The sequence below is a fragment of the Ensifer sp. Root423 genome (assembly GCF_001426275.1).
In the GTDB taxonomy this organism is placed as follows: Bacteria; Pseudomonadota; Alphaproteobacteria; order Rhizobiales; family Rhizobiaceae; genus Ensifer; species Ensifer adhaerens.
Map to the genome: position 1 here is coordinate 2,994 of NZ_LMEG01000004.1, position 23,144 is coordinate 26,137.

Annotated in this window: 20 protein-coding genes; 12 read left to right on the top strand and 8 right to left on the bottom strand. The window is 51.8% G+C overall.

Annotated elements, in window-relative coordinates:
• The coding region (locus ASD01_RS36535; RefSeq protein ID WP_244495203.1) for an NTP transferase domain-containing protein at positions 1–441 on the bottom strand (441 nt) is incomplete at its 3' end.
• A gap of 717 nt (positions 442–1,158) precedes the next feature.
• Between ASD01_RS36535 and ASD01_RS06775 the strand changes: the two genes are divergently transcribed.
• The 11 genes from ASD01_RS06775 to ASD01_RS35395 all read left to right on the top strand — a co-directional run bounded on the left by ASD01_RS06775 (position 1,159) and on the right by ASD01_RS35395 (position 14,335).
• Positions 1,159–2,880, top strand: a complete 1,722-nt coding sequence (locus ASD01_RS06775; protein WP_060643698.1) for a glycosyltransferase family 2 protein — start codon at positions 1,159–1,161, stop codon at positions 2,878–2,880.
• A 111-nt stretch (positions 2,881–2,991) separates the two neighbouring features.
• Entirely contained in the window at positions 2,992–3,855 is an 864-nt protein-coding gene (locus ASD01_RS06780) for a CgeB family protein (RefSeq protein WP_156623622.1), read from the top strand.
• A 197-nt stretch (positions 3,856–4,052) separates the two neighbouring features.
• On the top strand, positions 4,053–4,913 hold the full coding sequence (locus ASD01_RS06785) for a hypothetical protein (RefSeq protein WP_244495204.1): 861 nt from the start codon (positions 4,053–4,055) through the stop codon (positions 4,911–4,913).
• 294 nt (positions 4,914–5,207) lie between these two features.
• Positions 5,208–7,535 carry a glycosyltransferase gene (locus ASD01_RS06790; protein WP_162250944.1) on the top strand — a complete coding sequence of 776 codons (2,328 nt, stop codon included), beginning with the start codon at positions 5,208–5,210 and terminating at the stop codon, positions 7,533–7,535.
• 28 nt (positions 7,536–7,563) lie between these two features.
• A complete protein-coding gene (locus ASD01_RS34460) occupies positions 7,564–8,154 on the top strand; it encodes an acyltransferase (RefSeq protein WP_082584578.1) in 591 nt (196 codons plus the stop codon).
• A 71-nt stretch (positions 8,155–8,225) separates the two neighbouring features.
• Complete coding sequence (locus ASD01_RS06795) at positions 8,226–9,002, top strand: ABC transporter permease (protein WP_082584579.1); 777 nt, start codon at positions 8,226–8,228, stop codon at positions 9,000–9,002.
• Positions 8,999–9,652, top strand: a complete 654-nt coding sequence (locus ASD01_RS06800) for an ABC transporter ATP-binding protein (RefSeq protein ID WP_060643702.1) — start codon at positions 8,999–9,001, stop codon at positions 9,650–9,652. The genes ASD01_RS06795 and ASD01_RS06800 overlap by 4 nt, the downstream gene beginning before the upstream one ends.
• A 5-nt stretch (positions 9,653–9,657) precedes the next feature.
• A complete protein-coding gene (locus ASD01_RS06805) occupies positions 9,658–10,917 on the top strand; it encodes a hypothetical protein (RefSeq protein WP_162250946.1) in 1,260 nt (419 codons plus the stop codon).
• A 14-nt stretch (positions 10,918–10,931) separates the two neighbouring features.
• Positions 10,932–11,999: a hypothetical protein gene (locus tag ASD01_RS06810; protein ID WP_156623623.1), complete on the top strand. Its 1,068-nt coding sequence runs from the start codon at positions 10,932–10,934 to the stop codon at positions 11,997–11,999.
• A complete protein-coding gene (locus tag ASD01_RS06815; RefSeq protein ID WP_156623624.1) occupies positions 11,968–13,287 on the top strand; it encodes a hypothetical protein in 1,320 nt (439 codons plus the stop codon). Before ASD01_RS06810 ends, ASD01_RS06815 begins: the two co-directional genes overlap by 32 nt.
• A 229-nt stretch (positions 13,288–13,516) precedes the next feature.
• Positions 13,517–14,335: a class I SAM-dependent methyltransferase gene (locus ASD01_RS35395; protein WP_156623625.1), complete on the top strand. Its 819-nt coding sequence runs from the start codon at positions 13,517–13,519 to the stop codon at positions 14,333–14,335.
• Between the two features lie 334 nt (positions 14,336–14,669).
• Here ASD01_RS35395 and ASD01_RS06825 read toward each other — a convergent pair whose 3' ends face one another.
• The gene (locus tag ASD01_RS06825; protein ID WP_060643707.1) at positions 14,670–15,380 is read right to left on the bottom strand and encodes a methyltransferase domain-containing protein; all 711 of its coding nucleotides are present in this window, start codon (positions 15,378–15,380) and stop codon (positions 14,670–14,672) included.
• A 652-nt stretch (positions 15,381–16,032) separates the two neighbouring features.
• Between ASD01_RS06825 and ASD01_RS06830 the strand changes: the two genes are divergently transcribed.
• On the top strand, positions 16,033–16,893 hold the full coding sequence (locus ASD01_RS06830; protein ID WP_162250948.1) for an SGNH/GDSL hydrolase family protein: 861 nt from the start codon (positions 16,033–16,035) through the stop codon (positions 16,891–16,893).
• A 605-nt stretch (positions 16,894–17,498) separates the two neighbouring features.
• Here ASD01_RS06830 and ASD01_RS06835 read toward each other — a convergent pair.
• From ASD01_RS06835 to ASD01_RS06855, 6 genes are all read right to left on the bottom strand, one after another.
• Positions 17,499–18,401, bottom strand: a complete 903-nt coding sequence (locus tag ASD01_RS06835) for an NAD-dependent epimerase/dehydratase family protein (protein ID WP_244495208.1) — start codon at positions 18,399–18,401, stop codon at positions 17,499–17,501.
• A 144-nt stretch (positions 18,402–18,545) separates the two neighbouring features.
• A complete protein-coding gene (gene rfbA / locus ASD01_RS06840; protein ID WP_060643709.1) occupies positions 18,546–19,412 on the bottom strand; it encodes a glucose-1-phosphate thymidylyltransferase RfbA in 867 nt (288 codons plus the stop codon).
• 113 nt (positions 19,413–19,525) lie between these two features.
• Positions 19,526–20,404, bottom strand: coding sequence for a dTDP-4-dehydrorhamnose reductase (gene rfbD, locus ASD01_RS34465; protein WP_082584580.1), 879 nt, complete (start codon positions 20,402–20,404; stop codon positions 19,526–19,528).
• Complete coding sequence (gene rfbB, locus ASD01_RS06845) at positions 20,401–21,456, bottom strand: dTDP-glucose 4,6-dehydratase (RefSeq protein WP_060643710.1); 1,056 nt, start codon at positions 21,454–21,456, stop codon at positions 20,401–20,403. Before rfbB ends, rfbD begins: the two co-directional genes overlap by 4 nt.
• Positions 21,457–21,473: 17 nt before the next feature.
• Positions 21,474–22,046, bottom strand: coding sequence for a dTDP-4-dehydrorhamnose 3,5-epimerase (gene rfbC / locus ASD01_RS06850; RefSeq protein ID WP_060643711.1), 573 nt, complete (start codon positions 22,044–22,046; stop codon positions 21,474–21,476).
• 61 nt (positions 22,047–22,107) lie between these two features.
• Positions 22,108–23,115 carry a glycosyltransferase family protein gene (locus tag ASD01_RS06855; protein ID WP_060643712.1) on the bottom strand — a complete coding sequence of 336 codons (1,008 nt, stop codon included), beginning with the start codon at positions 23,113–23,115 and terminating at the stop codon, positions 22,108–22,110.
• Between the last annotated feature and the right edge of the window lie 29 nt (positions 23,116–23,144).

Here is a 23,144-nt window from a genome sequence, read left to right on the forward strand (position 1 = left end):
GACGATCAGGCGGCCGTAGCCCGACGGGTCTGCCGCCTCGAAGCCGATCACCACCACATCGTTGCCGGCCGCAAGTCCCTCGCGAGCGGCCCGAAGTGGTTCAGGCTGGATCAGCGGCGTRTCGCCAAAAACGACGAGAATGTCGTCGAAACCCTTTGCGATGGCGTCGCGGGCAGCAAGCACCGCATGGCCGGTGCCGAGCCGTTCCTTCTGCAGATAGGACGAAACCGACACGCCGCCGATGTCGGCGGCAGCCGAGACCGCGTCGGCGTCGCGGCCGACGACGAGAGCGATATCCGAGATGGAAGCGTTTGAGAGCGCCTCGACGACGTGGGCGATCATCGGCCGGCCCGCCACCGGATGCAGCACCTTCGACATGGACGATTTCATCCGCGTGCTTTCACCCGCAGCCAAAACGATGGCCAGGCACGTCCGTTCCATATATCTCTCCTTGGTCTCTTCCAGGCTCACGCCCACTGCACAATTCCTTAGATCGGAATCGGCTCAAGTACAAAATCGCCTTYCGATTCGGCGCGGTGCTAGCAGCAACATATTGCGAGAAGCATAATTCTCACAGTTCCCTTTATGCCTCAGGGCNAGGCACGTCCGTTCCATATATCTCTCCTTGGTCTCTTCCAGGCTCACGCCCACTGCACAATTCCTTAGATCGGAATCGGCTCAAGTACAAAATCGCCTTCCGATTCGGCGCGGTGCTAGCAGCAACATATTGCGAGAAGCATAATTCTCACGGTTCCCTTTATGCCTCAGGGCCGGCCATCTCCCGAGATGCCCTCCCTTTCCCAAACACACTTTCATCGAGGGCATGCACCTGGAGGTTTGATTTGAAAGGACACCCGCAGACAACAGAAATCGTTGCTGATGGGCGCCCTCTGAGGCCCGGCGAGGGCATCGCGCCCGATTCTTCTACTGAGAGTAGGCGTCCCACCTCACGATCTGCAAACTAGAACTCGTGGAGCGTTGACAATGACGGAAGTTTCGTCCATCGCAATTCCAGATACCACTACGATTCCGCTTATCGCGCCTTGTGCGTTAGTAACTCCATGCATTTACGATAGACAAGTCTCTGATCTAAAAACCGACGACGGTGACACTCGAACGCATGAGTGTCAGCTTGAGCGAAAAACGATGAACAGACCAATGAACTATATCAACAAGATCAATCCCTTTTCACAATTAAGAAATAAGGCCCGCCTCATCGCCGAAAGCCACATTTTTTGGACATTTGAAGGCGTTGGCAAGGACAAACCGAGTGACGCGCGCATCGTTCTTGCGCGGCGCTACCTGAAAACCGAAGGGCGTGAGCCTTGGCGAAGCATTTTTTTTGATCGGGAATATTACATTAAGCAATTACGGCAATCGAACAGGAGAGTTCCTAGAAATTGCCTCTACCATTACATTACGAAAGGTTGGCGGATCGGCCTTAAGCCGTTCGAACACTTTGACGTCGCATTCTACCTGAGTGAAGGTCACAAAAAAAACATCGACATTCAAGAAGAACCCTTTCAGCACTATCAGCTGATCGGCTTCAAAGAGAACCTGTCGCCGTGGAAATTCTTCGATAACGACTGGTACAGGCGCCAGTACCGCTCAGATGATGCTCGAATGACGCCGTTCGAGCACTTCATGGAGATTGGAAACTTCGGAAAATATGATCCTTCTCCCTTTCTTTCGGTCGCACGCATCGAAAGCGAAACACGACAGCCTGTATCCACATCAACCGATGCGGCACAAATTTATCTATCTCGATCGAAGACAGATCACCCGGTCCGTCCACACCCGTTTTTTGACGACTATTTTTACCTTTCACAATATCCTGATGTGCGAAAGAGTAGTCTATCAGCTCTAGAACATTACACAGCCTTTGGCGTCGGTGAAGGGCGTGAGGCAATTCACCTACGCGAAAACAAGGCTGACCTCAACTCACCCCTCGACCTGAGACAGTTTGAATACTTAACTTGGGGCAACTTCTTTCAGGTAAAGAATTTTTTCTATTACTCCGGTGTTCTTGATAAAATTACTCAACTTGAAAAACAAAAGTTAGTAACTCGCCCTCCGCTGGCGATCATTACTACGTTCAATGACGCCGACTGCATCCGAGCAATTCTGGAAGCAAATCTGCGCGAGGGCCTACACGTATGGGTTATCGACAATTGGTCAACCGACGGGACTTGGGACTTACTGAACGAACTACGCGCCGCCCACCCAGCAAAAATAGAGTCTATTGAACGCTATCCAAGCGCGGGTGCCAGTGATCATTACGATTGGAGTGGGATGCTAATGCGCAAGGAGGAAATTGCGCTTCAGTTCCCTAGCCGATGGATCCTACATCAGGACAGTGACGAAATCACCGTTTCGCCCGTTTCGAACCTGACGTGCGCAGAATGCCTATTTCGCATAGGAACGCTCGGTTACAATACCGTCAATATGAGGATGTTCGACTTCAGACCGACAGACTCAAGTGAAGCGGATGGCTCGATTGAAGACCATCTTGATTATTTCGAATTTTCGAACAAACCCGGTTATAGTCGACAGATAAAAGCCTGGGTGCAACCCACAACGAGAGTCGACCTCGCCAGCGGTGGCGGGCACAAAGTGCACTTCGAAGAATCAAAAATTTTTCCGCTGAGGCTGCCAAGGAAACACTACGCAATACGATCGGCCAGCCACGGGAGACGAAAAGTTTTTGCAGAGAGAAAGCCACGTTTTCTGAAAGAAAGAACAGAAAAAGGCTGGCACACGCACTATGACGATAGCAATGACGATGCGGAGTTTATCTGGAAGAGAGACGAACTAAACCGTTACTCAATCAACGGACATTTGGCGAACTGGTTTGAAATGCTGTACAATGAGGATCTTTAAACCGCTATGAGCTCGAAATTAAACTCGACTAAGCGCGTCATATGCATTGGGCATGCACCGTATTTTGGCCTCCACATGCCAACCGGAGATGAACGAACCGAAGTTGAAATCGTGGATTTCTATCACGGTGACGATTCTGCAGTATTCAATTGCATCGAGCGTTTTAAACCGGATGCAATGTTAGCATTTCGCCCGGAACTTATTCCGCCAAGTGTCCTGTTATCTTTCAGCGGTCCGAAGATAGGGTTCTCGAGCGAAATATTCCCCAAGATCATCGAGAACAGAATAATTGGAGATAAAACGCATTACGATAAACAGAGCTTTTTTCTCGGAACAACCACGAGATATTTTGACTATATGTTTCACTATGACGTCGCCTCCAAATCGTATTTGGAGGGTATAGGCGTTTTTATGAGCGACTTTCCTCCTTATCCTCTTTCCGATCAGCTTTTTGTTGAGGAAAGTGCCGTAAGGGATATTGATATCTTGTTCATTGGGCGCATTTCTGAGCGCCGCGCAAGATTGTTGGATCGCATTAAAAAGCTCCGCTGCCGTGCCGTGGTGATTGATCACGGCCTTTATGGTCGAGACATTATCAACTTACTCAAGCGGTCCAAGGTTGTGCTTAACCTCCACGCAGAAGACCATATATCGTTCGAACCTCGTGTTCTAATCGGTGCCGCAGCCGGGGCCCAAGTAGTTACAGAAGCAATTCACACACCGACTTGGCTGGTAGATGATCCCTTTTTGCGGATCGACGCTAAGCAAGATGAATGGGTTGAAGCGACCATGGAATGCGTGGCATCGTTCTCACACCACCTACAATCAGAACGTCGGCGCCGTTTTGCGGCTGATCTTGCCCAAAAATGCTCAGCTAATAAGTTCCTTAACGGATACCTCGATCAAATTGCTGACGGAAGTTTGCCGAAATTCCGAGTCGCCACTGTTGGCGACGAAGCTGGTCAGAATAGGTAATCCAACGAACAAGTGAAAACCAGCAGACACTATCAATGCGATTCGTTTCGAGAGTTGGTCGCGCGCCAAGTTCGATACGTTGCAAGGCGGCATCTGCAAAAGCGAACATTATTTCGCAGCGTAATTTATTGGGGCAGACAGGAAGCGTGGTACGCCGTGGGTCTCGCTCCAACGGACTTTAGGAGTGGGAAATACTTATGAACCTGGCAAACCCGGCTATAGAAGCGGTACAGAGCAAAAGTGCTCCGCAGTTGGTCTCCTTTTGGCAAGGCCCGCTCGACGGCATAACATATGGTTGCTTAGCGACTTTTCCCTACAACGGTGCCCACCTCAGGCTTTACGCTTACGAGGAAATCGCGGTTCCTCCTGGAGTAGAACTTGCTGACGCACGTGAAATTTGCGCAGATGTGTCGTTGGTCAGGCGTTACATAGCGGATGGTAAGGTCGAGTTCTCGAAGTTCTCGAACCTCTTTCGTTACTTGCTGATAGAAAAGACAGGAAATTGTTGGGTCGATTGCGATTTCGTGTGTTTGGCCCACCCAAATTTTCATACCGAGCCCATGGTTTTCGGGTATCAGTTGCCGCATGAACACCCGGGGGCAATCAACGGCGCCGTGTTGAGGCTACCCTCAGAGCATGTCGTGCTGCAGCAATTGATCGAACACGCTCGTGGAGTCGTGGATTTAGATCAAAACTGGGGGATGATTGGTCCGCGGTTGATCACCCCTAAGCTTCGCGAAGCTGGCCTGGCGGAACTGGCTCGACCGTCAGCCGAGTTTTATCCTATCGAAGCGGATGAATTCTGGAAGCCCGTACTCCCGGAATTCCATGATACAGTCACCGCAGCTGTGAAAACTTCAAAGCTGCTCCACCTTTGGCACCATATGTTTGAACTAGCTGGCTACGACAAGGAACTTGCGCCTCCGAAGGGCTCATACCTGCATAGTTGGCTAGAGAGAGTTGGGGCGATTGACCGGTTTAAAGGTGTGTACGGTTCCGAGGAAATGAGCGAGCAACTAAAAAGTTGGATGCCCTCGTCACTGCAAACAGCTGGCTAGGATGAGGCGCCTCTTCCTTGCGCGGACTGCAAGCTCTGAGCAATCATAAGCATCGAGACTGGATCATCGTGCACCACCAGTGACGATGCCCTCTACTAAGGACAAACCAGCGGTTCAGCGGCTCCGGCAAAACGACGCCCAGCTTGCAATGGCAATTTAGGCGGGCTAAGCCCCTCTGCGAGGCGACATCAGCAGCCGCGCAATTCAGCCGGGGCTGCGACGTCAACGGCGATGTACAGAGTTTACGAACCCGCGCCATTAGGCGCCAAATTCAAAGATAGAGCGCACAACAAGATGTCTGCATTTGAGCGTAAAAGCATTATTTTGGCCTGCCCTCTTTACAGGCGCGCAGACTTGTTAGGTCCTCTCATCGCATCGATTGAAGCAATAACATCTGAACTTAATGAGCTTTCGGCCAAAGTGCTGTTTATTGTCGACTCTCCAGACGATCACGAACTCCTAGATGCACTGGAACGTCATGTATCCTCGTTGGCGCGTATTGCAGACGTTCAAGTACACATAAACGATAGAAATATCGGCTTTCTAAAGTCAGCGAACATTGCAATTAAGTGCGCTATCCAGGACCGGCACGATCTTATATTGCTCAACTCGGACGTTGAACTCTTTCCCGGCGCAGTTAGGGAGATGAAAGAAGTCGCTTACAGCGATCATATGATAGGTTTCGTAAGTCCTCGGTCAAACAATGCGACGATCTGCAGCCTTCCCGTCGCAGAGGCTTTTCGCCATATGGGCCCAAAGGAGTCTTATGCCAACTACACACAACTGAAGGGTCGTTTGACCCAACTTAGTTATGTACCCGTGGCTGTAGGTTTTTGTCTGTATATAAAACACTCGGTCCTCTCCGAATTCGGAGGATTCGATGAGGTTTATGGTCTCGGATACAACGAGGAGAACGATCTTATACTCCGCGCGAACCGGTCCGGGTATAGGGCCGCGATAGCGAACCATGCGTTTGTATATCATGTCGGTGAGAGTTCTTTTTCGCTGCTGAACAGCGGAAGGTCGCCTCGCGAAGCCAGGAACTCATCAATTTTCAACGATCGGTATCCCGAGTACAAGAGGAGCATTTCCCGCTACATGCTATCTGCTGACCATGTCGCAACGGCATTGTTGGATGGGCTTATACCAAACGAATCGGGGAAACTTCACGTCGGCTTTGATATGCGCTCTTTTGGATGCTATCACAATGGCACGTTTGAAGCGGCGTTCAAAATTCTGGAGTCTTTTTCCCGAAGGAATACTCAATTCGCGCTTCATATCATTTCGAAAAAGGAAGTTTACAATTTCCACGATTTCGATCGTCTGGCCGATGTTAAATGGTGCGACATTGATGATCAACGTCCCTTAGCAGCCATTGTTCGCATCGGCCAACCTTTCAAACACCGTGACATTCATTGGCTTCGCCGCCGGGCTCCAATTAGCCTCGTGTTCATGCTTGATACCATCGCTCTGGACGCAACATACCTCGACGAACATGGTCTGCAGCACATCTGGGATTTAACACTTCGCAGCTGTGATGCAGTCTTTTACAACAGTCGTTATACTGCAAACCAGTTTGATTCCAGATTTGACATCCCCTCCACAACGAAGCAAATTGTTGCACTGCACTCTACTTCAGCGCGAGAATACGTCGGTTCAAATGAAAATATCTCTTCTACTGCTCCCGAAGAGGATTATGTTCTTCTAGTCGGAAATGAATTTCATCACAAATTTGTGCGCGAAACGATAACTTCTCTGCTTGAGGGTACTAAACAGCGCTTTGTTGTGATGGGAATTGATGGAAACGACTCTCCGGTTTGCCGATATTTAAAATCGGGAAAATTGACAGGCAAACAGGTAGACGAGCTTTACGCCGGCGCTAAAGCCATTGTTTTTCCGTCCCACTATGAAGGGTTTGGATTTCCCATTCTAAATGCGCTTGCTGCCAGGAGACCAATCCTTGCCCGTAAGATGCCAGTCTACGAAGAAATCAAAGCGCATAGTGCATCGTCCTCGAATGTCCATCTCTATTCTGACACAAATGAACTCATCTCAATACTTCAAGAGCCTCCAAGTTGGTCTGACGCAATCAACGACGCTGTTGAAATAACGTGGAATCATACCTCAGACTTGCTCGCCAGCACGTTACAAGAGCTCGTTCAAACGCAAACGCACCGGGAGTTGAGGGCAAAACTATCATTGTTTGAAACTTGCGGTACTCCCGCTGACACCGACCGAGGCTTCCTTCGGGCGCTTGGCAAAATGACTTGTACAATCGGTCAAAAACTACGCCGCCGCAGTCGCCGGCTGCTTTCACCCATATTTAACGACGCGGCAGCAGTGCAGGCGTCCCCCTTTTTCGATCAGACGTACTACAGGGAAACATACAGCGACATGTTGTCCGTACAACACGGTCACGCCCGGCACTTTTGCCGTTATGGTTGGCGCGAAGGACGAAATCCAGGTCCCCTGTTTGACGTTGAATGGTATATCGAACAAAATACTGACGTAAAACGGCTGGATACAAATCCGCTAATGCACTATCTCCAACATGGCTTCTTTGAAGGAAGACCGATAAAATTCGTTGATTCTGGCCACTCAGTGGTCTTGGGGCAGCAGTAACGCCTTCTCGACTGGTAGATTTATCCTTATGCTTGAGATACTGGAGCAACATCACGGTTGCAATGAAATCCACATAGCGGAGGATTTCAAACAAAATGGTACCGGCCGCATTTGGATCGGCGGAGTTGGGAATTTGGTGAGGGTGGACTCACCAAAGTATTGTGGCAATATATACTTGGAGGTTATGGGCGGGGCAAACGTTGAAATCGGAGCTCATTGCGTCTTTCATGGACAATCCATCCACATCCTAGCGCCGGGACATCTGCGCATCGGCTTAGGGTGCGGATTTAATGGGCACTCAATCATTCAGATGCATGAAGCGGCTGTAATTGATATCGGCAAGAACTGCTTGTTTGGAGGCGATACTATGGTATCTACCAGCCACGTACACAAGATACTCGATCGCGAAACTGGGGAGCGTCTCAATCCGCCCGGTGACGTCCATATTGGTGAGCATGTTTGGGTTTCAGCGGGTGCCAGCGTATGGTGTGGCGCACGTATCGGTGCTGACTCAATTGTGGGCAAAGGGACCTACGTGTCGAGATCCTTTCCGCCAAACTCATTGATTGCAGGCAACCCCGCTCGCGTTATCCGAGAGGGAGTTACCTGGGAGTTCTAGTAATTAAGCAACTCATTTTGGCCACGTTCGCCGAGCAAATCGTTGCCAGAAAGGTTGCCTCGGAGCTTTGAATGCTAGCGTCTGATGTCCGTGTTCGCGTTGATGTAATTGCCGCATTGATCTTGCGTGACATGCGAACACGCTTCGGGAGATCACATTTAGGGTACATAGTCGCCATACTATGGCCACTAACTCATCTCGCTTCCATCGTCGTATTCGCCGCTTTCATCAATCGGGTCTTACCGATGGGTACGGATCCCGCGGTATTTGTCACTACCGGCGCCTTGCCATATATCCTCTGCCTTTACCCGGCTAGATTGATCGCAATATCGGTATCGATGAGTAAACCTCTGTTCCTTTTTCCTGTGGTGCAGGTATTCGATGTTATAGTTGCGCGGATTGTTATCGAGTTTGTTACCGCATTTTTGGTAATCATAATATTTTCCTCGATCTTGGCGGCCGCCGGTGTTGACTTGATCCCAACCGACCTATCCACCGTCACTGCCGCTATTCTGGCCACAATCTATCTTTCGATATCAATGGGGTATTTGAGTACAATTCTCGTTGCAATTTTTCCCTTTTGGCAAATCGGCTTCGTGATACTTATGGTGCTACTTTATGCTACCGCCGGAGTGTTCATAGTTCCCTCAAGCTTGCCGCAATACTTGAGAGATTGGATGTGGTTCAACCCATTGGTTCATTGCGTCGAGTGGATGCGCGCGGCGTATTACGAAGGCTATGGCGATGATATGTTGTCGCGTAGCTACCTGATTTGGGTTTCGAATACGTGCCTGCTGCTCGGCCTTCTTGGGGAGAGATTTATGCGGGGAAAGCTGTTGTCATCATGATCCAGCTGGACAATGTGCTAAAATTCTATCGAACCAAGGGGCAGAAAAAAGTCATCTTGAACCATGTTTCGTTAAAATTCAGTGCCGGAACTTCATATGCAATCCTGGGCATTAATGGTGCGGGTAAGAGCACGACGATGCGGCTTCTAGCAGGAACAGAGTTGCCAAATTCCGGCCGTATCAGGCGCTCGACGCGAGTTTCTTGGCCGCTTGGATTCGGCGCAGGATTGCATGGAGCCATGACGGGTCGTGAAAATGTTCAGTTTGTGGCACGCCTTTACGGTCAAGATCCCAAGAAAGCAGTCGATTTCGTCGAGGACTTTGCAGAAGTTGGGGCTTATATCGACGAACCCTACAAGACATATTCCTCGGGCATGGCCGCACGCTTGGCTTTTGGCCTCTCGATGGCAGTCGATTTCGACTGCTATCTTATCGATGAGGTAACAGCGGTGGGTGACGCGAGGTTTGCCGCCAGGTGCCACGAGGAGTTCGCGAAGCGCCGCGATCGTGCCGATGTAATAATGATCTCTCATTCGATGGAGACCGTTCGGGAGTATTGCAAGCGGGCCGTGGTACTTGCACACGGGCTCGCCTACGAATTCACCGATGTCGACGACGCAATCGAACTCTACAAGAAATTGAACCGATAATGGAAATGGAGAAGATCACAACGGATCGCGGTCTCGTTGGGGAGGCATCCGAGGTTGCAATTGCCTACGCTGAGCTCGTATCGAAGGAGCTTCGGCGGGTTGCACGGAAAGCACGGTTTTCGCGCCCTGTAGTGAGTGGCGGCTTCCGCGTCCGACGTTCCGACAAGATATTTCGATACTATCTAGTCGCATTGTTCATCGTCTTGGTTGCATTGCCGACCGTCGCCGCTGGAGCTTATTTTGCGTTCTTTTCTGCTGATCAATTTACTGCCGAAGCCCGATTCTCAGTTGCGTCAGGCGAAACATCAGCTTTGGATGCACTGGCCGGCATGTCCTCATTCATCCAGACCGGGCAGGCAAAGAACACCATTATTGTGTCGGAATATATTGAAAGTCGCCCAATGATTGATACTCTGGACAAAAAGCTAAATTTGAGACGCATATTTAGTCCGAACAACGGCGATTTTGTCGCGCGACTTAGTGAAACTGCCAGTGCCGAGAAGTTTTTAAAGTATTGGAAGAATCAAGTATCAATCACCGTAAACAGAACGTCCGGCCTAGCTAGCTTGTCGGTTAGCACCTTTTCTCCACAAGACAGTCTACGCATTATACAAGAAATTCTTCAGATTTCTGAAAACATTGTCAACGAACTCACTCAGAAAAGTGACATAGATGCTTACAGCCTAAGCAAATCGGAGCTTGGGAAGGCAAAGGCAGAGTTGGAAAACGCAACATCGAGGCTCCGGGACGCCCGAAATAACGCCGGGGTGTTAGACGTGAAGCTATCTGCCGAAGTGGCATCGCGGCTAATCTCACAGCTACGATTAGAACTCGCTAACGTGGAGGTTCAAATCTCATCGCTCCGCGCCAGCAACGCGGCGAGCGCACCGCAAATTGCGCCGCTCGAAAACCAAGCAGCGTCGATCAGACAGCAGATCACCGCATACCAAGATTCGATCGCATCCGCGCCGACTAGAGATTCAAACTCCTTGGCAACAAGGGCAACAGAAATCCAAGAGCGAGAGGTTGAGGCCGAGATTGCCCGCTCCATGTATGCTGACGCGGTCTTGGAGTACGAGCGCGCAAGAATAGCGTTGGAAAAAAAGCGCTCGTACCTTTTGACCTATGTTACCCCTCGTCTGCCGGAAGAAGCCTTGTATCCACGTCGGATCCTCTTTACCGCGATAGTATCGTTAGTTGGCTCCTTATTTTGGTGCATCTTTGGCGGGCTCGGCTGGATGATCCGCGATCATATGGCTTCCTAACGAAAGAGTTGCTCGTGTACTTCAACATCGACGCAGATACCGGCCTGACGGTGACGGGATGGCTTGTGATGGAAAACGTCACTTTGACCCCCGAATTCTTGGTGACATTCCCTGATCGCGAACCGGTTTCGCTCAGAGCGAATGTGTTCAGATCCGACTTGGTTCATCACGGCATACACGCAACGGGGATGGCAGGCTTTCAGTTCGATGCGCACATAATACCGGACATCGAGATGGCGGATTTCACGATCTGTGAGGCAAGCACGGGACACCCAATTTATCGCCGCCGAGACCCAAAGAAGCATTTTGCTAAAAAAGTTATGTTTCTCGAAGTGGCGGCCGTGCCTCAGATCGGCATGCTCAGAAACCTAATGGCAAATTTTGCGTTAAGATATCCATTCTTAGAGCGACAGACTCTCGACACAATTAATGCGACTATTACGCATAATTTCTCCGACTCGATATTCGTTTATGGACATCTCAATTGGCTTAGACATGGCGGCTATGCGAGAGAGCGCGACTTTACTACAATCGCGTTGCTACGGGATCCATACGAAGAATTGGCTGAACGGTTATTGCTTATACAAAACTTAAGTCGCCAAAATCATTCGAGTTCCCGACTACGCGATCAGCTGAATAGGTTCGGTGAACTTGCCGCGGCAGTCTCCGAGATGGATCTTCAGAGCCCAAAATCAATCCTCTCAGGCTTCCGACGACTCAATCCTATTCAACGCAGAATTCTACGTTCGCCCATGACCGCCGCGTTAGGATGCGCACCTGAGGAAGAAGTGAATCGGCGACATGTCAGCGTCGCTCTCGACAACCTTGCTGACATCAGCGTTGTCGGCTCACGTAGGCTATTTCCAACTTTTTCCAGGATTGTTGCGGGTTATCTCGGTGTAGCAGGCTTTGAGGAGGTCGGTCTCGACACTCTGCCGGGCACTCTCCAGCTTGCTAAAGACCTGTCGGACGTCGGCCTTGTTGGGGATTTACTTGACGAGGACATTGCGCTTTACAACTTCGTCAACGAAGCTTTAATTGAAACCAACAATGCCTATGAAAACCATGTCACCCGCAATTGAGTCGGAGTCGGCGAAAGTGCACGACTTGCATGGGAAAGCGCCAGTCGAAAAGTCGAAGAAGTTGCTCTCAACTCATCGGCTCCATAGTGTGTTAGTTCGAGCGCGTGCTGAGGCGGGTCGTATCGTCTCACGCAGCGGCGCCCCGCCAACTCTCATCAAAACCCAGCCGGAACAAGGTGGCAGGGGATCAGGTGGTCGGCTCGTTGGAAGCTTTAGCCTGTTCGTTCTTCTTCCGACGCTACTGGCTTTTATCTATTACGCTCTGTTCGCGTCCCCGGTGTATGTAGCAGAGGTGAAGCTCACGGTACGTGAAGCCTCGCGTACCGATAGCCGTTCTGTGGCTCAATCAATCTTGGGCAGCATCCGCCTTGGCTCGGCGTCGCAAGGCACGGGACAGGATACTATGATGGTGCTTGATTATCTTAAAAGCCGCGCGGCGATACATGACGTTGGTGGGGTGTCGATGTTAGAGCGTTGGTACGGGAACAAGGATGTTGATTGGCTGTCTCGGCTGCAATCGCATGCGAACCTGGAAGAGAGCTGGGACTACTGGAAGCAGCGCGTCACGGCATCTGTAGATACGGTTTCAAACATCTTGACCATGCGCGTGCGCGCGTATAGCCCGGAGGACTCTCTAGAAATATCACGCCGAATAGTTAGCAGCAGTGAGAAATTGGTCAACGATATCTCAGTCCGACGTCGCGCCGACGCCCTAACCCGCGCCGCATCGGAAGTTGAAAAGGCGGGAGCCGATTTAGCCGATGTGCGCGCGCTCATGCTCGATTTTCAAAAGCGTACCGGTAGCCTCGATCCACTGGAAACGGCGAAAGTAATCATCTCAAGTATCTCTGCACTAACCTCGGAAAAGATAGCGATTGAAACCAGGCTGGCCACTGCAACTAGTACGGGGGTGGGAGCACGCCCTGGGGCTAAGTATGATCAGGCGCGGCTTGCCGCAGTGGACGAACAACTCCGGCAGATGAATGACCGATTAACCGGAACCGAAATGTATTCGGTTTCCGCTCAACTGCGCGAATACGAACTTATCAAACTGAAAGAAGAATTTGCCGAGAAAATCTATACACTTTCAAGATCAAGCTACGAAGATGCCCGGCGGGAGATCGAAAAGAAACAGTTGTATGTCGCCCTTATCGTCCCAGGCGTGTTGCCCGAGTCAGCTTTGTACCCTCGAGTGCTAATCGATAGTAGTCTGGTTTCATTGGGGTGTCTCATTATTTGGGCAATCGTGAGCTTGATTCTGGCTACTCTGAGAGACAGCATGATATAGCAAGCCTTCGACCCTAAAGATGAATACGCGGTCCCCGGCCGCGGCTGGAAGATGTCTTTCAATCATATCGCCAAGCATTACGTAGCCTCAAATTGTGGCTAAAGAGGTCCGGTCTCTCATGTAGCGCGCGGGATGGGAACGGCCTCAACAGCCACTCTAATTTATCCTGAGGTACTAAAGGTTTTACATTGCCCAGCGATAAGCCTAAACCAAAAATGAAAGGGCTAGCATGAAACTGCTCGACCTGTTGCGACATTCCCGTCCACGTGAAAGAAGTGCTACTTCGTCGCAACTAACTAATTCGGCTATCGCCCCCGACCACTCCCCTCGCATCGTCGATGTATGCGAGTGCGATGAGGCCACTAGGCTTGCGAACCTGTACGGCTCCGATAAGGGTAACTCTCATCTCGGGAAACATTTTTATACCCGCGTCTATTCAGAATATTTCGAGCCTATCCGTCATCAACAACTCAAGGTGCTCGAAGTCGGTCTACTTCATATAAGTGATTCAGGATGGGACGACCCAAGTAAGAGGGATATTGGCCAGGCGATTGGTCGACGAGCGCCGTCGCTGGAAATGTGGTCTCAATACTTCCCAAACTCTCAGATTGTCGGATTCGACATCAATGAATTCCAGGACTTGCATATCGACCGTTGCACTGTGGTCCGGGGCGACATGGGAAATCGAAACGACTTGATGAAGCTCGCTGACTTTGGACCTTTCGATGTAATCGTGGAGGACGCGAGTCATGCTTCGCATCACCAACAGATCGCCCTTGGGTATTTGTTTTCTCACTTAGTGCGAGGCGGTACCTATTGGATTGAAGACTTGAACTATCAGCCGCCGAGCCTTGAAGTTCCCGGTGCCATCAAAACCAAGGACCTTTTGGTGGATCTTGAACAGGGTAGGCCTCTTTTCTCCGAATATATTCTTGCGGACGAAGCGCTGAACCTCGAAGCGACGGTCGCGTCGGTCGAATTCTACGATAGCCTCGAAACTGGCGCGCGACGCAACCGCGACAATCTTGCGGTTTTAACGAAGAAGTAGGCATCGAAGATCGCAGATCGGTAAGCCCGATGGCTTGCTATCAGCAGACGGGGGTCTATGCACCGCTTACTTAGCACGGCGACGGCTGCGCCGACCTCCATCACGAGCGTGCCGCATAGGAGAACGTGGACAGAAGGTGCCTTGCTCCTGGCTGATGCTCCCCGGACTACAACTGCGCCCCTAGGTTAGGGGCAACCGGCAGGTTGATGCCACCGGTCGTAACGACAGGCGTCTTTGAGACCGCGTTGATGAACTTTCGAATTCTGGAGTTCATCATCTGAAATCGTTATATCAATGGCCTGCCTTGTAGGCGGTTTCAATCTTGCGATAAAGATCAGGCTTTTTTCTTAATCAGAACGACGCCTTCGGTGACGGTCATATATTGGAATTTCGAAGTTCGGCGCGGGATCGCGGTCTTGATTGCCCCGTGGTGCGATTCATCGACCAGTTGCTTCACGAAACCCACCATGCCGGATTGATGGCTGTGGAAGGTCCGCGGGAGGAGCCCGGTCGCCTCGTCTTCGCGGTAGATGAATTTGGTCTCTTTTACATCCCTGTTTTCCATCTCGTGCGGGACAGGATCAGGACGGCTGCCGTCCGGCCAGTCGTCCCAGTAGCCAGTGCCCCAGTCTTCGATGATGTAGGTTCCGCCTGGCTTCAGGTGACCGTCAAACAGGTGCTCATAGGTGAGCTTCGAATAAAGGCCGAAATGCGCCGCATCGTCGATGATAATATCGAACTGCCCGCCCTCGATCTCATCCGTGATCATCTTCAGTAACTCGCCGTCTTCCTGCCTACCTTGGAAAAAATGGATCCGCTCGCCCTGAGCGGCGGCGGAACAGTCGTCGATATCGACGCCGAAGATCTGCGCCTTAGGGAAATAGTCCCGCCACATTTTCACCGATCCGCCGCCCTGGACACCAAGCTCGATGACGTTCTTGATTTGATGGCGGATGCCGTCGAATTGGCTGGCATAGAATGACAAATAGTTCGCGTCCTTCGCTGCGCTGTACTTCGCCGCCAGTTCTTGAATACTCAACTCCATCTGACTAGTTCCCCCCGCGCCTTCTGGCGCCTATACGTTCACTCCACTCTTTGTTATGCGAGCGCTGGTCTGTACTTGGCCTCGAAATCGAGGCGTCCAATCCGCACGCGCTTCCTCCCGACACCGTACTGGTCAACCGAGTGTGCCGGAGATGGCAAGTTTAGCAACTGGTAATGCTTTGTACATGCGGTTTTCATTCGTCATCATCAGCCTCCCTCTCATGTGGTCGCAAGCCGCGTGTTTCCACGTGGCGAGTTCATAAGAACTCTGAACCTGCCCCCTGCATCCCAGTTGCTGCACTCGATATCGACCGATGTCGTTTCCACTGCCCTCAAGAACGCTGACGTCGGTGACGCTTTGCTGATCAATGAATATCTGCTCACAGGAGGCGAATCCGACCGACGGGACCGCCAGCCGAACTGTAACGTCGTTCTGGCCTGTTCGACGAAAGCCCCCATCATGGATTGGTCGACAACGGCGCAAACACTAATGATGGCACAGTTTCCAGCCCTCACTGGTCAACGGTGACGAATGAAGACTATTAACATCTTATGGCGCCCACTGCGATTGACTATGTCTCGCCCCACTTGCGGCTTTGTCAAACGATGTAATAGAACCATGGCCCGCAATGGAAGCAAAACAGGGGAGGGGTATGGGGAACCGCGCAATTAGGCTCAAGGAGTTTGAGCCGCATTTGGACTTCTTGACGTCGCCGAGCGAAGAGTATCGTGCCCTTAGAGGGGGAAATCCTGTCGGCAGTGATTTCCGCGTTCGGACAGACAATGATGGTTTCATCATCTCAGGCGAAAGGACGGCACCAAAGAAAATCGTCGGGCTCGGCGACAGCGTGCTGGAATGCATCTACGTTCACGAGGGAAACAGAATTTGCGCTCAAATTGAGCAGGGTTTGGACAACGGAATTCAGGTACTGAATGGCGGTTACAGCGGTGCTACGTCGCTGCATCTTCTGAATACAATCCTGAATAAGATAATTCCACTCTGGCCGGCAGGTATATTCTTGATGACAGGCATCATGGATCTTGAGGCCACTTTCAAGGTACGAAGTTTCTGGAGCGATGACACCTATCTTCGTTCCGTATTTGAAATAGGGGGAGAACCGGGCGGCTGGGACCAGAATTTTCGTCCAAATATGGATGTGGAAAATCGCGCCCGACTGATCAACACTACTATCATGGCCTGCCGCAATTTTGGACTGCCAATCTGCTATATTAGCACCCCTCACCTTCAGATGTACGAAGGATACTATGTGAAAACTAGATTTTCGCGACCGGAATACGAGGAGCGGATATCAAATCGAAGGCGCGCGAACGCCACCGTCGGTTCAATATGTCTCGCCTCAGCGATACCATACTACGACATCGAGGGTGCATTTGCGCAGCGCCCAGAGTTGTTTCATGATGACATACATCTTAACGACGAGGGAACCGTAGTTCTCGCTGAAGCATTAGCGGATCAAGGTTTCTTTCGACTTTTGCGTCACTGGGCAGGCTGAGTGGCCAAGCTTCTACAAGTCTTGCGAAGGAGTGGTTGAGATGCTGGCTAGCTCTGCAACCAGATCATTCGCCCGCGGGTTGTTCAGGTGCATTGTCGCGTGCAAGTGCCATTCGCACGCAACACGGTGTCGCTGTAAGCCGGCGCGATCGCCGCCATAGCTCGCGGCCTGAAACCTGAAACTGCGCCGACGAAACTTCCGAGGCCAACGCGTTAGGCGCGTGGAGCCTTTCGTTCCGCGGAACGACGTCTGGATGTCGCGGGCATTGGAGGAGGAGAAAACGAAGAACGCCGGTGGTAAGCTCTAACGCGCAGATTGCCTGCCGAGTATACGACTATGTGTCGGAGCTGCGCAGCTCTTGCTGCAGGCGTCGGCCACGCCGGCCACAAAGCGATGAACAGGCATTCCCCTGCCGCGTTCCCGACTCCGCCAACGCGAAATCTGCTTGGTCCCCGCGGACAGCGATCCCTTAAATCGCGGACAGCGTTTTCGCTAAATCCAGCACCGTCCTTCGGCGACAAAAACTGCCTGGAATAATCCACGTCCAACGATCGCCTACACCACTCTCGTTCGCAGCGTTCGCGGAGACCATTTGGTTTCAATAGTTACGTAAGAAACGATCGCAACCCTTCTCTCAAACTGGTAGTCGCACCGCAACCCAATTGCGCCATCAGCCTACTCGGGTCACCGACAGAATGCCGGACTTCACCAACCATAGCTGCCGTATGTTCTACATTAGGATCAGTCTCGAATATCTCTGTTATTATGCGCGCAAGCTCATTGATCGAGACCTTTTCCCCTGTACAGACGTTTAGGACCTTTGCACCGGTTGTACCTTGCCTCAATGCAGCGACTAAGCAATCGACTATGTCGCCTACGAATACGAAGTCTCGTGTCTGCTCGCCATCCCCGAATATTGAAAGCTTCTCGCCTCGCTTTATCTTTTCGGCGAATTTAGTGATTACACCTGAATATGGGGACGATGAATCCTGGCCGGGCCCGTACACATTAAAAAAACGAAAGCCAAAGGTTGATATCCCGTAAACTTCATAGGCGGCGCGCGCGTGTAACTCGCAGCTCATTTTATCTACACCGTACGGTGATATCGGGTCGGTCTTTAGTTCCTCGTGCAATGGGCTGGATTCATTGGCGCCGTAAACCGCGGCAGACGACGCATACAACAGTGGCACATCCCGGTTAATGCGAGATATCGCCTCCACAACACGAAGAAAACCCGTCGCATTCACTTCATGGGAAGATACCAGCTCACCATTGCACCGGAGTACCGAGGCTATCGCGGCAAGATGGATGCAGGCATCGACGTTTTCGATGGTCGCGTCAACCAACTCTCTATCGAGAACACTTCCTTGGAGGAAGGTGGCCTGATTGGGGACCTTGGAAAGTTGCCCAGTACTCAAATCATCCAGAACCACGACCTCGTAACCGTCGAGGAGGAGCCGCTTCACCAAGTGCCCCCCGATAAAGCCAGCGCCGCCGGTTACTAGCACTCTTTTCAAATTTGTTCTCCATAGTGGCATGTTCGTCATACTTTTAACGGAAATCAGATAAATCAAAGACCGAAATGCTGCCGACTCTCAAGAATATGCAGCTCTAATACCCATCCGGCCTAAAACCATCTCGTAGAAACAAGGTTACTGGGCACCAATCTTCAATAAATATCTGCCATAGGCTGTTTTCTCATACTGCTTCCCGAACTCAATAAGCTGTTCCCTGGTAATGTATCCGTTAAGAAACGCTATCTCCTCGATACACGCAATGTTCGTCCCTTGCCTATGCTGAATAACACGCACGAATTCAGATGCCTCCAATAGGCTATCGTGAGTACCAGTATCCAACCAAGCGTAACCGCGGGACATAATTTCTACAAATAGCGCCCCTTTCTCCATGTATATTCTGTTGATGTCAGTGATCTCGTATTCACCTCTTTGGGACGGCGTTAGTCCCTTAGCATATTCAACTACGCGGTTATCATAAAAATACAAACCCGTTACAGCGAACCGAGACTTCGGTTTCTCGGGTTTTTCTTCCAGACTGATCGCGTGTCCATCAGTGGCTAGTTCTACGACCCCATAGCGCTCCGGGTCTTCCACCTCGTATGCAAAAACTGTAGCCCCCGACTTGCGATCCCGAGCCTTTTCGAGAAGCTCTGCAAGCCCCGCGCCAAAAAAAATGTTGTCCCCTAAGACCAAAGCAACATGGTCTGGCCCAATGAATTCTTCACCAATTGTAAACGCCTGCGCCAGTCCGTTTGGCTGCTCTTGCACTGCATACTGCATACGCAAGCCTAGCTGCGACCCTGTACCGAACAGTCGCCTGTAGCTCTCTAGGTGCTCAGGAGACGAGATAATCAGTATATCCCGAATATCGGCCTGCATTAGAACCGAGAGCGGATAATAGATCATCGGCTTATCGTATACCGGTATGAGCTGCTTATTAATCGTCAACGTTGCCGGATGAAGCCTTGTCCCGGACCCGCCTGCGAGAATGATGCCCTTCATGGAAGTTTTGCCTCTCAATATCCTAAGCGACGCCAATAAGAAGGGCGCCTGCACACTATTTGTCAGATTGCGCGGCCGAAAACGGGCGGCAGCGAAAATCCCCTAAGTATAGATCAAAGAGAACCAATGATTTGCCGCAATGCAGCGGTCCACTCGCGCGGCTGTGTTCCCAATTCGCGTCGTAATTTGTCAGTTGACAGCCGGGAGTTGCGCGGCCGGCGCGCGCGCGTAGGGTACTGATCTGAACTAATCGGCTCCAAAACAGGAGTTTTTTCACCACGGCGACGAAGCTCTTGAAAAACTTCCTGAGCAAATTCGTACCACGTCGCCGTCCCGGAGTTGACAAAATGAAACGTTCCGGTCTTGGGACTATTGTCATCAATCAACTGGCGGGTAACGTTGACCAAAGTTTCAGCGATGTCGGTTGCAGCAGTAGGCGATCCGAGTTGATCATCGACCACTCTTAAAGTTGGTTTCTCTCGCCCTAGGCGGATCATCGTCTTTACAAAGTTGCTTCCGGTAGCTCCAAAAACCCAAGCTGTTCGTAGAATGATGTGCTTAGGATTTCCTGTTCGGACTGCCTGTTCGCCAGCTTCCTTGGAAGCGCCGTATACACCGAGTGGTGCAACTGGATCGTTCTCGACATAAACGCCATCTTTGGCTCCATCAAATACATAGTCTGTCGAGACGTGTATTATCGGTATCCCGCATCTTTTGGTCGCAGCCGCGAGCGCGGCTGGGGCCAGTGCGTTGATCTTCCAAGCCATCAAAACATCGTCCTCCGCTCGATCCACTGCGGTATAGGCTCCCGAATTGACCACAGCTGCGAAATCACCCTCTGTGACGTAGCGTTCAAGGCGATCAAAGTCACAAAGGTCAAATTCTTGGCGAGTCGGTGCGACTATCTCAACATCGCTTGTCCATTCGTTACGAAGTAGTTCGGTTCCAACTTGACCCGATCCGCCTGTAACAAGGATGCGAAGCTTACTCATGCTCCCAGCCCTCGACGCATCGCGGCCTGGCTGCGTTCGATAATCTCTTTCCACCAATTACGGTTTCCCAAGAACCAAGCGACAGTCTTCTCGATGCCACTTTCAAAGCTTTCGGCCGGTTTCCAGCCGAGATCATCACTAATCTTGCGTGCATCAATCGCATAGCGTTGATCATGACCGGGCCTGTCAGCGACGTAACTGATTTGTTCACCGTAAGATCGCCCGTCTGCGCGCGGATGCTGCCGATCCAGAATTTCGCAGACGGTCTTCACCACATCGATGTTTCGTCGCTCGGAATTGCCACCGACGTTATATGTCTGGCCTGGAACCCCCTTCTCGAATACGTATTGCAACGCGCGGACATGGTCCTCTACATAAAGCCAGTCGCGCACGTTCGTACCGTTGCCGTAAACGGGAAGCGGCTCGCCTGCGAGTGCTTTGACGATCATCAGCGGAATGAGCTTTTCCGGAAAATGATAAGGCCCGTAGTTGTTCGAGCAGTTGGTGATCAGAACGGGCAGACCAAATGTGTGGCCCCAGGCGGAAACGAGATGGTCTGAGCCTGCCTTGGAAGCGGAATAGGGCGAGCGAGGATCATAGGGTGTGGTTTCGGTGAAGTAACCCGTCTCGCCGAGTGAGCCGAAAACTTCGTCCGTCGAGATGTGGTGAAAGCGGAAGCTCTGTGCACGATCTGTAGGGAGCTTGCGCCAGTAGTCCAAAGCCGCCGCCAGCATGGTGTAAGTGCCGACAATATTCGTTTGAACAAAGGCACCAGGACCATCGATCGATCGATCGACATGAGATTCGGCGGCAAGGTGGGTAATCACATCGGGTTGGAAGTCGCTGATCGCGGTCGCCACGACTCGCTCGTCGCAGACGTCGCCCTGCTTGAAGCTATATCTCGGCGAAGCGGCAACGGATGACAGAGAAGTTAGGGTGCCAGCATAAGTCAGCTTGTCGAAGTTCAGAACTTCATGTTCCGTGTTCTCTATGAGGTGCCGAACCAAGGCCGATCCAATGAAGCCAGCGCCGCCGGTGACGAATATACGCATGATCGATTCCTCTAAAATTACACTTCGACCAATTCGAGCGGAGTTCCGTCATAGTCGAACGGACTATCGAAATCGCTGAGCAGCTGCTGCTGCCCGTCCTTCGGACTCAACACCGGAACAACCCCTTGCGGCAGCGGCCAGTCGACACCGATCGCTGGGTCGTTCCATAAGATACCCCCATCGTTCTGCGGCGAATACAAATTCGAGACTTTGTATGTTACTTCCGTAGAGCGATCCAATGTGCAAAATCCATGAGCAAAGCCCACCGGTATATAGAGCTGATGGCCGTTTTCAGCGGAAAGTTCGGCGCCTACCCAGCGCCCGAAGGTGGGTGAATTCCGGCGGATATCTACGGCAACATCAAAAATCCGCCCGCGGATGCAGCGAACAAGCTTGGCCTGGGCAAAGGGGGGCGTCTGAAAGTGCAGGCCTCTCAAAGTCCCGGCGGGAACCGAAAGCGAATGGTTGTCCTGAACGAAGCGGTCGTCGATACCGTAGCGGGAAAAAGCCCTCTCGCTATAAACTTCGGTAAACCATCCGCGATCGTCGCCATATCGTTTGGGACGAAGCAACACAATCTTGGAAGTCATTGCAAATACCTTACGTAAAAAGGCGCGGGCTCCTAAACCCGACCAAACGCGCGACATTGACCTAGGCTTGCCGCCTTTCGAAAACCTCAAGACCCGTATCCGCTGCCGCCGTCATTTGCAATACCGCTTGGCGCATCGCGATCGCAACCCTGCGACGTATTTCGCCATCATCAACAAGTTGTAGAACGACCTCACGCCACGTTCCGGCATCGTAAGGCACGCGCAACTCCTCCGAACCTCGCGACGAGCCATATGCAATGCTCTCCGAAAACACTCCCGCCGCTCTGTATCGCGCCACGTCAATGCGCTTCGTCGGCGCGCGGCTCTCATTAACATGCGACGGAGCGAGTGGGACGAGCATGATATCGATGCGCCGAGTCTTCGCGTCGGCCAAGTATTCCTTCCAGGGCATGGGTTCGCAGATCGTCACCCGCTCCAGGCCCTGCCAGACTGCCTTGGCACGCCGATCGGCAAAGACTTCGAACCGGGCCTGTGGCCGTTCGCGCAGCACATCCACTATGATTGGCCGAAGGAATCGATGCTCTTCTAGATGCACCCCGGTCGCGTGGTAGGCGATCAAGACATCCCGCTTTGGTCGAGGAGTTCGATTATTATCATGTTCGCCCGTTTGCCAAGACGCCTTCGGAGGCGCTGGCGGCAACACCTTGGCTTTCGCCCCGGCCAGTCGTGCCGCGAGGTGCGGTGTCGAAGCCCAGACGAGATCGAGATGCCGACTCAATCGGCGAAGCGGCCAAAGAGCGCGGTACCAGAGGAATATGCGATAGAAGAAATCTGCGTCCCTGCCCGTTACAACCGCAGGAATGTCGTCGTCGAGGAACAGGCCCACGCCGGACAGGCGTTCCGCATTTCGTTCGATCCAGCGCAAAACCGATGGAGATGCATAGCGACACAAGATAATGAAGGCTCCATCCGCTTCCAGAGCCGGCGTTTCGCGGCCGCGGATATCGGCCACCTCATATGGTGGCATGTCCGGCGCCTCGAGGCGAGCCGCGAGATAATAGTCGAATGTCGGGTTCGGTATGCGACCGAAAACGATGATCCGCTTCACCGGCCGTCGCGGGCTACCGCTGGCACCCT